This is a genomic window from Candidatus Saccharibacteria bacterium oral taxon 488, assembly GCA_010202845.1.
Lineage (GTDB): Bacteria > Patescibacteriota > Saccharimonadia > Saccharimonadales > Saccharimonadaceae > Nanosynbacter.
The window spans coordinates 793,904-807,825 of sequence record CP047921.1; the positions used below are offsets into that span (position 1 = coordinate 793,904).

Annotated in this window: 11 protein-coding genes; 3 read left to right on the forward strand and 8 right to left on the reverse strand. The window is 44.6% G+C overall.

Annotated features, from left to right (window positions below; all coding sequences use genetic code 11):
* The first annotated feature begins 27 nt into the window (after positions 1-27).
* The 3 genes from GWK78_04225 to GWK78_04235 all read left to right on the forward strand — a co-directional run bounded on the left by GWK78_04225 (position 28) and on the right by GWK78_04235 (position 2,842).
* Positions 28-636 (forward strand): hypothetical protein, encoded by a 609-nt coding sequence (locus GWK78_04225; GenBank protein ID QHU94196.1) that lies wholly within the window; start codon positions 28-30, stop codon positions 634-636.
* Entirely contained in the window at positions 633-1,349 is a 717-nt protein-coding gene (locus GWK78_04230) for a thioredoxin domain-containing protein (protein ID QHU94197.1), read from the forward strand. The genes GWK78_04225 and GWK78_04230 overlap by 4 nt, the downstream gene beginning before the upstream one ends.
* 146 nt (positions 1,350-1,495) lie before the next feature.
* Positions 1,496-2,842, forward strand: coding sequence for a polysaccharide deacetylase family protein (locus tag GWK78_04235; GenBank protein ID QHU94198.1), 1,347 nt, complete (start codon positions 1,496-1,498; stop codon positions 2,840-2,842).
* Here the strand turns inward: GWK78_04235 and GWK78_04240 are convergent.
* The 8 genes from GWK78_04240 to GWK78_04275 all read right to left on the reverse strand — a co-directional run bounded on the left by GWK78_04240 (position 2,839) and on the right by GWK78_04275 (position 13,913).
* Entirely contained in the window at positions 2,839-3,069 is a 231-nt protein-coding gene (locus GWK78_04240; protein ID QHU94199.1) for a DUF167 domain-containing protein, read from the reverse strand. The genes GWK78_04235 and GWK78_04240 overlap by 4 nt on opposite strands.
* A 2-nt stretch (positions 3,070-3,071) precedes the next feature.
* Entirely contained in the window at positions 3,072-6,203 is a 3,132-nt protein-coding gene (locus GWK78_04245) for an HsdR family type I site-specific deoxyribonuclease (GenBank protein ID QHU94200.1), read from the reverse strand.
* 189 nt (positions 6,204-6,392) lie between these two features.
* Positions 6,393-7,259: a DUF3800 domain-containing protein gene (locus tag GWK78_04250; GenBank protein QHU94201.1), complete on the reverse strand. Its 867-nt coding sequence runs from the start codon at positions 7,257-7,259 to the stop codon at positions 6,393-6,395.
* A gap of 43 nt (positions 7,260-7,302) precedes the next feature.
* Complete coding sequence (locus GWK78_04255; protein QHU94202.1) at positions 7,303-8,127, reverse strand: hypothetical protein; 825 nt, start codon at positions 8,125-8,127, stop codon at positions 7,303-7,305.
* Between the two features lie 169 nt (positions 8,128-8,296).
* Entirely contained in the window at positions 8,297-9,382 is a 1,086-nt protein-coding gene (locus tag GWK78_04260; protein QHU94203.1) for a restriction endonuclease subunit S, read from the reverse strand.
* Positions 9,382-11,379 (reverse strand): ATP-binding protein, encoded by a 1,998-nt coding sequence (locus GWK78_04265; protein ID QHU94204.1) that lies wholly within the window; start codon positions 11,377-11,379, stop codon positions 9,382-9,384. The genes GWK78_04260 and GWK78_04265 overlap by 1 nt, the downstream gene beginning before the upstream one ends.
* 36 nt (positions 11,380-11,415) lie before the next feature.
* The gene (locus GWK78_04270) at positions 11,416-12,429 is read right to left on the reverse strand and encodes a cell filamentation protein Fic (protein QHU94205.1); all 1,014 of its coding nucleotides are present in this window, start codon (positions 12,427-12,429) and stop codon (positions 11,416-11,418) included.
* A complete protein-coding gene (locus GWK78_04275; protein ID QHU94206.1) occupies positions 12,426-13,913 on the reverse strand; it encodes an N-6 DNA methylase in 1,488 nt (495 codons plus the stop codon). The genes GWK78_04270 and GWK78_04275 overlap by 4 nt, the downstream gene beginning before the upstream one ends.
* Positions 13,914-13,922: the final 9 nt, after the last annotated feature.

Genomic DNA, 13,922 nt, shown 5'->3' on the forward strand with positions numbered 1-13,922 from the left:
TATTCAATTTTAGCGTATAATAGGTTCATGGCACAGTTTTGCCGGGTATACCGTAAACAGCGATCGGTTAAGTCAGTCCTGTTGGGAATTGGCAAAATTCTCAGCTTGCCACAATACTTACTGCTAGCAGTTGTTTTATCGTTGCTGTTTGCACTCATTATTTTCTTTGCCATCAACGCTAATTTTTATGGCCCGCTGATGATGTCGCGACTGCCAATACTGGACAAGGTTGCCCTTTTGGGAACCATGTTTATTGACATATTCAAACAAGCTTTCACCTCGCCAAACGGTGCACTATTGCTCATGGTGTCAATCCTCCAGGGTCTGTCGATTACCGTCGTCATTTTCACTGCCAAGAAAAATAAGCGTAGTGAACAGTCTGTCACTAGACAGGTCGGGCTTAGCGGCTTGGCCTCCGTAGCTACCGCTATCGGTTTGGGCTGCGTTCCCTGCGGCACGTCACTCATCCTGCCGCTCGTTGCCGTGTTCTTCTCAGGCGCCGCCGCAGCCACTGCCGCCACTGTCGCCAGCACCCTCGTTCTGATCTTAGCGCTACTTCTGAGCCTCTTTTCACTCTACAAATCTGGACAAATCGCCTTTATGTATACAGAATTAGCAAAACAGGGGGAAGTATGAATCGACAAAAAACAGCCGGCATAGCGCTCATTTGGGTCATTTTAGGAATTATGATCGCAGGCATTGTAGCGCTATTTATCTATGGCATTATTAATCGCCCGCCAAATCGCCACATTGGTGACGGCAAGCCGTGGAATGAAAAAATGTCGCAAGGCTCTAGCGAAGCCAAGCACGTGTTCGTCGATTACACTGATTATTTTTGTTCGTTTTGTGCCGAAGTCGAAGCGGCCACCAGCACCAATTTTTTCAAGAATGACTATATCAAATCAGGCAAAGTTCGTTATGAACACCGCGTAGTCACGCTGCTCAAGGAGGTCACTAACAACACCGAATCTGGCGCCCACGCTGCGTTCTGTGCCGCCGACCAAGACAAATATTGGCAATATACCCACGACATCGTGCCGCGCATCAAACGTGATTATTTTGATAAGGGAATTGGCGTAAAAAACGTCGCCACACCGCAAAAAATTCCACCACTACCGTTAGAATATTTCCTAACTTCTGCCAAGAGTGTCGGCATGGACGAGGCAAAATTTGCTGATTGTATGACTAAGAAACCGCACCAAAATGAGATTGAGAATAATACCAAGAAAGCCCTCTCGCTTGGCGTGAGCGGCCTGCCATACATGGTAGTCAATGACTATGTCGCCAGTGGATTTATGGGCGGCGAAAATGGGCTGAAGGCAATTTTGAAAGCCGGCGGAGCGGACTGATGCCCACCAAAAAAATACAAAGTAAGCCTCAAAAATCATCGGCAAAACGACAATCAGCTCGGCCCAGTCGTGGGCCAAAAACTAATACAGTTCCTGCGAACCGACCCAAACTGAGCAGTATTTTATTCACTACACTGCTTTTACTGATGGTAACCGCGATAGGTGTATTGTTCTACTTCCACTCCAAGCAACCACCAGCACAGCGCCCAACGGTCTTGGAAGATGAAAAATATTACTTCACCGACTCACGCTATGCTGGCATCCGCTCCAAGTTCGTAACACGCGACACCAAACACGAAAAAGTCTCAATTGAATACCCAATCACCAGCAATTCCAAAATCAACAAACTCATCGCCCGAACAATTGACCGCGCCGACGGCGATTTTCGCCACACCGCCACTAACGCTCCGACATTCGACCGGCCAATGACAGAGACGATTAGTTATCAAGTTACGCATAATAATTCGACCGCTCTGTCGATGATCGTCAATATTAAACAAGACATGCACGGCGCGCATCCGGTGTCACTAACGCATTTTTGGACGTTTGACAAGAAGTCTGGCGAGGTGATTGGCTTGGATAATTTGACTGAAAAATCGGAGGAAGCCATCAAGGCAATCGTGGCAGCTGCCCGGCACGACGTCGCGCAAACCATCAAACAGCGCCACCAACCAGAAGCAAATCTTGATGAGATGATCACCAAGGAGGCGTTGTCGAACTTCACCATCACTGATGATGGTAACACCTTGGCTTGGCCGATTGGACAGGCGTCGCTCTTGCCGTCAGCTTACGGCGAAATGACGATCAAAGTGCCGATCGCCGCCGTTGCCAAATATCTGCAAAATTCGACAGCCCGAAAAGTAGCTAATATCCCCAAGCCGCCCGAGCCAAAACCAGAGCCAAAGCCAGCGCCTACGGCGCCGACACCCACAAACCCAGGTAAAGTGATCGCCTTGACGTTTGACGACGGGCCGGGACCATACACTGCACACCTACTGGACATCTTGGATCAATATGGTGCGAAAGCGACGTTTTTCTTGATTGGTAGCAAGGTCTCCGGGCAAGCCGGTGTCGTACGCAGCATGCACGCGCGCGGCCACCAACTGGGCAATCATTCATGGTCGCACCCAGAACTGCCTAAATTGCCAGTTGGCCAAATTGCTGGCGAAATCGACCGTACCAATGACGCCATCAAGCAAGCCACCGGCGTCAAGCCGACTATCTTGCGCCCACCCTACGGCGCGGTCAACAGCGCTGTCTTGGAGCAACTTCGCCTGCGCGGCATGTCGTCAATCTTGTGGTCGGTCGATACCCGCGATTGGGCCGACCGTAATAGCGAAATCATCTGCTCGCGCGCCGTCGCTGGCGCCCACCCCGGAGCTATCATCTTGATGCACGACATTCATCAAACGTCAGTTGGCGCCGTACCGTGTATCCTCAGCGCGCTGAAGCAGCAAGGATATTCGTTTGTAACGGTGCAAGGATTGAACTAGGCCGCCTCGTCAATCTCAAACACCTTGTATTTCGAAGCAGCGCCGCGCACCAATTTTACCTTTGACGACGCCACACCAAAATGCTTCGCCAGTAATTTTACCGCCGCCAAATTCGCCCGCCCCTCAATAGCTGGCGCCTTAGTATAAACCGTCAGCGAACCGTCATCGTTCGTTACGACTTCTTCACGGTGGCGGGAGTTGGGTTTGAGGTGGATAGAGATTTTCATACTTAATCCAACAAACTCGCTCCGCCAGCGTCATACGACGCGCGCTTATGACTCCACTCGTTACCATAGCGCTTGGCCTGCTCCAATACCATGTCAGTTGCCAACGCCTGCTGGTCTGGCGGGTAGCCATATTTTGCCAAAGTCTTTTTGACGTTAACTTTCAGTTTTGCCTGAACATTCCTGCGCTCCGCCCAGTCAATCGTCGCATCACGACGAACTTGCTCTAGTAACACTTTTGCGATATCACGCAGCTGCGCGTCACCCAATACTTCACGAGCACTACTATTTTCAACCAGCGCATCATAAAAAATAATCTCATCCTCGCTTAGACCATCAACTGTTCCATTCTCAATAGTCTGGCGAATTTTCTGTCCGATGTTGATTAATTCCTCAATCACCTGCGCTGCCTCGATTGTCCCATTTCTATAACGTGTCAAGGCTTGATTAAGCAAGTCAGAGAACTTGGTATCCTTGGCATAATTTCTCGAAAATCGTAGTTTAATTTCATCAGTTAAAAGTTTCTGCAGTGCTTCCACCGCCAAATTCTTGCGCTCCATATGACGAATCTCTGCCAAAAACTCATCGCTCAAGATCGACAGTTCCGGCTTTTCTAATCCCGCCGCCTCAAACACATCAACCACACCCACTGGCGCAATCGCTTTGTCGACAATTTGTTTCAGCGCGCTTCGGTACTCAGCATCAGTCACAACTGTCGAGCTCGACACTTTCTCCAGCCGAGCTTTCACCGCCTGAAATAGCGCCACTTCTTCGCGGATTTCTAGCGCCTCGGGTCTCGGCATAGCCAGCGCAAAGGCCTTACTCAGTTCCAAAACATGCTGCTTCAACCGCTTCTCACCGTCTTCCAACCCCAAAATATATTCCTCGGCATCCAAAATGATTTGTAGCTGCTGGTTGGTCGGTGCGGTAAAATATCGCCGATAGTCAAAGTTGCCAAACAAATCGTGCACTACCTCATAGCGCATCTGCATCTGCGCCACCGCCTCAGCAATATCAAGCTGCGGTGCACCCTGTCCGCCACTTTGCGTATAGTCAGAGATAGCATCGCGCAGCGCCCCCGCCACACCCAGATAGTCAACCACCAAACCACCAGTTTTACCCGGAAACACTCGGTTGACTCGTGCAATTGCCTGCATCAAATTATGGCCCTTCAGTGGTTTATCCAGATACATGGTGTGCATATTCGGCACATCAAATCCCGTCAGCCACATGTCACACACAATCACCAATTCCAGCGGATCATTTGGATCTTTGATACGCTTTTCGATCGCCTTTACCCGTTGTTTATTACGAATATGCGGCTGCAAGTGGTCAGGGTCACTAGCGCTACCGGTGATAATCACCTTGATCGCGCCGTGTGCGTCATCATCACTATGCCAATCTGGTCGATACGCCACAATTTTTTCATACAAATCCGCCGCAATACCGCGGCTCATCGTCACGATCATACCTTTACCACTCAGTACATCTTGCCGAGCCTCAAAGTGCTGAATAATGTCCAAAGCGATAGTATTCAGCCGCTCGCTATTACCGACGATGGCTTCTTTTTGTGCATACTCGGCCTTCAACGCATCCTGACGACTCAGTTCTTCGCCCTCCAGCAAATCATCAACTTCCTTATCCAGCCACTGCCGCGTTACCTCGTCCATATTCAAATCAACCAGCCGACTCTCATAATAAATCGGTACCGTTGCGCCATCTTTCACCGCCTGCTCGACGTCATAAATATCGATATAGTCGCCAAACACTGCTGGCGTTGACTTATCATCCGTTTCAATCGGCGTACCCGTAAAGCCAATATAGCTCGCACCCGGCAAGGCATCACGCATATATTTGGCATAACCATATACTAGCTGGACGTCGCTAGCTCGAACATGCGCCTTCAAACCATATTGGCTACGATGCGCCTCATCTGCCATCACGATAACATTGCGTCGATCGGTCAAAATTGGCAATTTATCCTCGTCATCCTCAGGCGAGAATTTTTGGATTGTTGTAAAGATAATCCCACCTGCTTCGCGCTGCAACAGCTTCCTGAGTTCACTCCGTGAATTAGCTTGCTTCGGATCTTCCCCCAGGAGCTCGCGACAGGCGCTAAACGTACCGAATAATTGACCATCAAGATCATTGCGGTCAGTCACCACCACGATGGTCGGGTTATGCAAATCGCGCGATTTCATCAGCTTGCCAGTATAAAACACCATACTCAAGCTCTTGCCCGACCCTTGCGTATGCCAGACTACGCCAGCCCGCTGGTCGCCACGTTCACCGCTGGCTACTAGCGTCCGATCCAGTGCCTTATTCACTACCCAGTACTGATGATAAGCAGCAACTTTCTTGATCAATTTGTCACCATCACTACGCTCAAATACGATAAAATTCTGCACCATATCCAGCAAGCGCTCAGGCGTGCACGCACCACGCAGCAGCACTTCCAGCATCGGCACATTGCCAACTTCTTTTTCGCCATCAATCGTTTTCCAAGGCATCATTCGCTCCAGCGGGCTAGTGATCGTACCCATCTCCGCCTCTAGCCCATCACTGGTGACACACAGCTCATTGAACCGAAATAGGTCACTAATCTCGCGCTTGTACGTCTGGATTTGCTGATACGCTGTCGCCAAATCGGCCTTCGTATCAGCCGCATTTTTTAGTTCAATCACCACCAGCGGCAGCCCATTTACAAACAGTACAATGTCCGGCCGGCGATTATAATCGCCCTGCAGAACCGTCAGCTGATTGACCGCCGCAAAATCGTTGTTTTTTGGCGAGGTAAAATCAACCACCCGCACAATATCGTGCTTAATCTCGCCGCTCGATGTGCGATATTGCACCGGCACGCCCGCCACTAGCAGTTGATGAAAATCGTGATTATTCTCAACTAAGCTCGGTTTACTAATCTGCGTCAACCGCCGCATCGCCTCCTTCAAGGCTGATTCTGGAATGTGCGGATTGAGCCGCGCCAAAGCACTATATAGACGCCCAAGCAATACCATCTGCCGCAACTCACGCTCAGCCGCAGCACCGTCCGGACCAATGTCCGGTCCGTACAAAATCTGCCAGCCGATATTAGCCAGGATATCAAGCGCGTGTTGTTCGATTTGAGATTCGGTCATAAGTATTTATATTTTATCAAATAAAAGTATATTTTTGCTTAATTTCAAATTACCCATTGACATATCTCATAATATATATTAATTTGGAGATGGTAGGTTGATAGGAATATCTAGCCGTCCACTCAGCGTATGGCGGGACCCGTATGGGAACTTACCTCAAAAGAGCATCTGGTATCAGGTGCTTTTTTGTTATTCTGACTTACACCATTTAATTTTTCCAATCTCTGGTAATTTTATTAATCCATAACCTCTAACCTGCCGTGTTAATTTGTTGCAATACACATTGTCAGATATCTTCTCAAAAAATGGATACATTGGTAAAATTTCCTGATCTGGCTCATCCCATTTATCGCCATAGTCAATGAACTGTCTTAACACATTGTACGCAACCGTATCAGCCAACTGTAAAAAATTAGAGTTTTTTGATTCCTCAAATCGGACAGAAACATGACTGTATTTTTTATGAAACGAGCCAAGGTCAATAGTTTTATCAGCAATCTGCAGTATACTACCCTGATCGCGTTTTTTTGTCTTCACTTGATGATCCATTTGGTCAAATATAATAGTACACTCTCTATTTGGATGCATTTCTATACGATCAAACATCACTTGTGCAGTAATATCAAGAGGACTCTTTGCAGTACGCAAATTTTTATAGTATCTCTTATCTAGCAAAACTGCCTGAATCTGTATAGCCTCTTTATTTTGGTTAAATATCTCATACCAGAAACCCTCGATGAAGTTCTTTAGTTGACACCTAGTAACCCCAAATGGTTGTATATAGTGCTTTTCCTGTTTTTGTGGATTACGGAGATTAACTGAACGAATCTCTACATTCTTTGTACCAAACACTTCTATCTTTTTAGCATTTATGATCGGATTTAACTCTGCCAATAGATCATGTTCAATATATACACCAGCCAACACAAAATAATTAAGTTCCCAGAATTTACGATTTTGCGATGTCCTAGCAGGTGGCGAGTTTACAAGCGAATACTGGTATGGAGTATCCCACTGCTTAGATCCGCTGTCATCAATAAACAAATAGCTACTCATAAGTCATCCTGTCAGAATCTGCGCTTTATACATCTCTTTATATTTAATCTTTATTTTCATCTATAATCATATACTCATCGTGACTGTTTGTACCAGCAGAAGCTTCTTTATTACTATACTCAGAAATTACTTTATCCAACTCCATAAGCTCCTTGCCAAAAATACCAAAAGCAAACGCTGGCGCAAGTTCCTGTGAATAACTTACAACAAGGCCAGATGGCAAAACTACAGAGAGTCTGGCTTCAGTAGCGCTGACATGCGAATGTTGGTCTTTTTTTACTTCATTGGTATTTACTGATAAAGAGTTCAGCGTCTCCCCAATACTACAACTCTCTGCACGTGACTGGTCTATAGTGTCATTGATATTATCAAACATTAAAACGCCGTTTTTTAAAACACCCACAAACTCAGCCGATTTCCTAAAATTAGCCACAGCAGTGCCAGCAGCATTCTCCTGAATTCCATAATTTCGAATTAGAATACTTTCGAGCATTTGTGGTAAAGATTTTCCACCATATTCTGCCATTAGCTTCTGGTATAAAGAGGGTTTATTAAATGCCTCTACAAGAACTTGTGCACGCTCTTCTTCACTTACATAGTGAAAGAATCTTTGTGCTAAATCCGACAGGCTATATACATTACCATTACGATCAAGCATACCAAAGTGGACACACGAAGCAATCTTAGATCCAGAGCTTCCCGTTACTCCCTTATAGCCCAAAGCCACAGCCATATGATCCCTAGCATAAGGTCCATCACCAAGCTTCTCTTTCAAGGTCTTCGTCGCTTCAATTACTTCTTCCAGTGTAAAAGCGGGGTACGAAGCACTTCTTTTACGATTTTTCTTAATTACTATATTATCTTTCATTTTGTCTCCTTTATTTACTGATACTAGTTTATCAGCTATTCAGGCTCTTATCAAGTATATATCTGTTGTATTATATACAACTATAGTTTTACGGCTTATATCCCCTTGGGTATACCTCGACTCAGCCGTAGAGATTCTTTCGCCTATAGGGAGTGGCTCTTTAGTTCTTTCAAACTAGTTTTGGCAAAAGCAAATCACGAATGTTAGATAAATAATCTATTTGTTTCTTGTTTTTATGTATCATATCAAATAATGGTCGCACTCTCTGCTCGAAATCATTAAACTCGCAATCTGATAAATCAGCAATCTCCAAAAGCTCTATGTGCTTTGGATAAATATGCGGCTGACCAGAGCCAGTTTGCATATCGTATATTTCTTTTTGCTTATTCTTGAGGAACAAATAATAGGTATAAACATATTTGGTAATTGTTGAGTCAATATACGAAGAGTCTGCCGACCAAACTGGTTCACCCCAGACAGATACAAAACCAGCATTTGCTCCGGATGCACTTATCGTGATAACTGGCGCGGTCGTATTTGCTTCATTGTGAAATCCGGCTGGCTTCAGTCCACCGCTAATCACCGGCGTGTCACCACAAATCATATCTCTAGCTTGCAAACTTCTACCTCTTTTTGGATGAAACTTTTTCCCTAAAGGTATGGTCCGTATATTACCATTACTCTGCTTAGTTTTATCAACAAAATAATGACGAAAGAGAGCTTGACCGAGCTGCTCGAGGGTTTCGTTCATGCGGCGATTGAGCTCGATTTTTTCATCAAGACTGCCGAGGATATTGGCAATTTTCTTTTGGGTTTCTAAATTTGGTATACTGACACTGACAACATCAAAAGTGCTACGAGTTATCGTATTAAATACACCACCGTGTGACTGCCTTCTTAGATCATTAACAGATTTTTTCAATAGATAATAAAGAAAATTTTGATCAACCCCTGCTTTTGCCCTAATTCCATAGCAAGATTGATTAAAAGCCATTGGTCGCCTCAGTTGAGCCAATTCGCCCACAGTACCGCGTGCAGATATGATTATATCTCCTTTGTTTAGCAGTTTCGTACTAGAGCTCTCCAGCCCAAGACTAGTGATTGCTTTTTCGGTTTGATCCACCCAGCGTCTGTCACCCCCAAAATCAACCACGGACAGCCACGGTATGTCACCACTCCAAAACTCGGGTTTGTTTGTCTTCGGGGTGCCGCCACCTATGAGCTCGATGATATCACTTAAAACAGCTGTTCTCATTATCCTTCTAACCCCAATTTCTCAAAGAATATTCGGTGACGCACGACTGCATCATTTAGCAGTTTTTCCCACGTTACGAATTCAATTCTGAGATTAATATTGTCCTGTATTAAGAACCACCCTTTATTGTCTGGCATTGATTTTAAGTTTTTCTCTTCAATCAACCATTTTTCAACCTTATTATCAACATCCGCTACTATATAACCATAGAAGGGTGTTGTGGGTGAGATATGAATCCTACTTCCTTTTGGTGTCTTATAGTCGCCATTTCTCATGCTGTTAACATAACGAATTATTTGTTGTATAGGGTCTTCTTTAGAAGACGCATCTACAAAGTCATTTCGACCAGGTCGTTTAAATTCAAAGATACTTACTGGATTAGAAGCCTCCGAGCCGTCTCTATACGCAACATTATAATGAAATGCTGCGATATCTGGACGGTCCTTATTTTCATTAAATATGTTTTTATCCGAACTGAGATACTGAGTAAGATTTAACCCTTCGTCTATAATCCACAAATTATGGCCATCATATATCGTATCATTTGAATCTGATTTTGTAGGAAATATTATATCATGAACTGCCTTTTCCGTATCGTATTCTCCCAAATCATTCCATTCCAAAGTCTTTTTAAATAATTCCAGGATAGATTTACGAAACGCTATATATTGTGCTAAATCACTATAGCTTGCGTCTTTTACTTCTCTAATCAGCTTTTTAGCATTCGACTGTGCTTCTATATAATTCCTGTTTCTACTAGTCAACTGAGAGATGTTTCTCTTTATCTCTAAGTCACGTTCATACTTTGCCTTATGTAGAATTAACTCTATGTCATCCTGGGTAGGATTTGCCTTTATTGCTTCAAAATCTATGTCGTCAATATATGGCTTGTACCAAATGTTACTTTGGGTATATTTCTCAAACTTCTCTCTTTTTACTTTTGACCTTAGACTAACCACACCTTCAAATTCCTTTTTTGCGATTTCTGCAATAGCCTTTTCAATATCCTCTCCCGATACTGGATATAGTGGGTCATGCTTTTCACCAAAGTTAAAACTGTCACGTTCTACCGTAACATTATCCTCCAGATATTCTCCTTGAACGTAGAATCTTATTATGTAGTTACGAGATCTCTTCTCTCCATCAACCAGTACGTCTTCGGTAAAGTCAGAGTAGAAATCTGGAATATACACATCCAAGCTCTTCTCGGTAACTGCTTGGTTTCGTGCAGTTAGAACAATCTTGCTCTTTTGGTTTCGAGGCTTAAGGATTTTAAACATTTTATATCTTAGTTCTATACCGTTAACAATAAAAGTATCACTTTTCTTGAGCTGAATTAGAGAATCATCTCTTGTGCCAATTTGCTCATTTAGGATTATTGGGATATCTAGCGCATCATCTTCAAATACAATCTGCGGGCATGTATATGATGGGTCGGAAAAATAACTAAGGATCTGTTCCAGAATGCGATGTGAGATAATTTCTGGATCTTTGTCAAGTTTTACACCCTTAATGTTTAAAAGTCGAAGTATCGTACCAGTCTCTGACGCGCTAGGTGAATTACTAACCTTATCATTAACTATAACGTCATATTGCTTACCAAAATCGAATGAACGATGTTTGTATTTGTTATCTTCAATAAACGTGCTTTCTATGTGTACGTCGTTAAAATGCCGCAGATAAAAAAATCGACCAAAACCCTTTCCTCCTATCGACCTTTTAAATTGGCTATATATGGTGTCGAAAGAATCGCGATTTTCTTTATTAAAACCGATACCATTATCGGAGACTTCCACAGAAGTTACATCTGCCAACTTATCACCGTCCGTTGATACAAATGGCGGATTCCTAATAATCCGAATACGGATTTCCCCATCATTTCGGCCTGACTTATCTATAGCATCAATAGCATTAGTTATTGCCTCTGTAATAGGAGTATACGGGGTGGACTTAGCCCTAATATTATTAATAACTCCTTGGATAAATACTTTACTCATTATAAATGCTCCCAGCCCTATTTTTTACTATCTCATTCATCTCTTCCCCTCAACCCTCTTCTGCACAGCCCTCAACTCCTCAAGATATTGCTGCTCTATACTACTCAGCTCTTGATTACGCATACGTTCTTTGTATGATTCATACTCTTTGGCAACTTTGGTGAGCATGGTTTTGTGTGATATTTTGCCCGGGTTATCAAGGACGCCCTTACCGTAGGTAGCCGCAAATTTGTCAACTTCACGCACCCAATCAGCCATGCGCATTGGTTCATGATTGATAGCCTTGAGCTCAGCGAGATCAAAAAAGGCACTCACGAGGCGGTTGAGTATGCCAAGTTCATCAGCCATCAAATAGTTTTTAGCAATTTGCGCTTCACTTTTGGTAGGTTGCTGACCGCGAAACGTCGTGAGCCCTAAGAATGGCTTGTCAGAATCAACCCTGGAGTAAATAACCTCAGCGGCAGTCAACATATTAACAGCGTAGTGCAGCTTATTCTGAACTATCTGGAAAAACTCTATTTGCTCTTTGGAGCTCGGATTATAATCTTGACTGGTGGCGAATAAATCTAACACTTGCCGATACAATATTTTTTCACTACTACGAATATCTCGAATTCGCTCAAGTAGCTCTTTCCAATAATTTCCGCCACTATTTTCTTTAAGACGCTCATCGTCCATGACAAAGCCCTTAGTAATATATTCACGCAGTCTTTCGGTAGCCCAGATACGAAAATTCGTTGCTATATTTGACTTCACGCGGTAACCAAGCGAGATGATTAAGTCAAGATTATAATGTTTTGTCGTGTACTTTTTACCGTCTGCAGCAGTTAGTAAGAAATCCTTACATACTGAAGCCTCATTTAGCTCGCCCTCATCAAAAATATTCTTAATATGCATGGTAATATTTGGTCGCGAGGTATCAAAAAGGTTGGCTAACTGAGCTTGAGTAAGCCATATTGTTTCACCTTGGAACCTTACATTAATCTGCGGCTTACAATCATCGCCAACATACACCACCATCTCGCCGTTTGGATTATCGCCGCTTATCATTTGATTTCTTTCCCTATTTTGGCAAGATTTTCTTTTATTTTTACCTCTAGCTCACGGCTCTTCGCAAACTGCCCTTCAAGCTCAGCCGTCAACCTAGCAAATTTCTCGACAAACAGTTCATCGTCTTCCTCGGCCTCTTCGACACCAACGTAACGACCGGGTGTCAGCACGTAATCATGCTGCTTGATTTCCCCTAGTGCAGCAACTTTGCAAAAACCTGGCTGGTCAGTGTAATCCGCGCTGGCGGTTTTATAATCATGATATGTCTTCGCTACCCTGGCGATATCTTCCGCAGTCAGTTCGCGGTTACGACGGGTGACCATTTTGCCCAAATTACGCCCATCAATGAACAGCACTTTGCCGTGACGATTGGCACGATCACGCGACACAAACCACAGACAGCATGGTATAGCCACATTAAAAAACAACTGGCTCGGCAGCGTGACGATAGCGTCAACCATATCATTAAGAACCAGCTGTTTGCGGATGTCACCTTCACCGCCAGTTTGACTGCTCATACTCCCGTTTGCCAGCACAAAGCCTGCAGTACCGCGCGGGCTCAAATGGTGAATCATATGTTGAATCCACGCAAAGTTAGCGTTACCCTTTGGTGGCAGACCATACTTCCAGCGCGGGTCAGCCTGCAAGTGCTCTTGACCCCAATCGCTGATGTTAAATGGCGGATTGGCCAAGATATAATCAGCTTTCAGGTCGAGAAGCTGGTCATCCACCAGGGTGTCGCCGCGTTTGATATTCGCGTCAATTCCCCGAATTGCCATATTCATTTTAGCGAGTCGCCAAGTCGTTTCGTTCAGTTCCTGGCCATACACCGCGATATCGCTAACGCGGCCTGCGTGCTCCTCGACAAACTTCTCGCTCCAAACAAACATACCGCCGCTACCGCAACATGGGTCATACACGCGCCCGCTGTATGGCTCAAGCATTTCTACTAGCAATTTCACGATGGAGCGCGGCGTGTAGAATTCACCGCCATGCTTACCCTCACTGTCAGCAAACATACCCATAAAATATTCGTACACTTGACCAAGCAAGTCTTTGGAACTGGCAGTGTCGAATTTGATATTGGTAAATAAATCGATAAGTTCACCCAGGCGACGTTTGTCCAGGGCTTCACGAGCATAATTTTTCGGCAAAACACCTTTCAAACTTGGATTATCGCGTTCAACTGCTTCCATGGCACTATCGACTAGCACGCCAATTTCTGGCTGCTTGGCGCTCGCCACCAGGTGTTCCCAACGAGCCTCCTTGGGAATCCAAAAAATATTCTCCGCCAAATACCAATCCCGGTCTTCAGGATCATAATTCTCATCAATCGCTGCCTGATGTCGCACCGAAAACGCATCTGAAACATATTTTAGAAAAATCAGCCCCAATACCACATATTTATAATCCGACGAGCTGATATTACCCCGTAGTTTATCCGCCGCAGCCCACAACTGCTTTTCAAGCTCCCTTGTATTCATAGATAAATT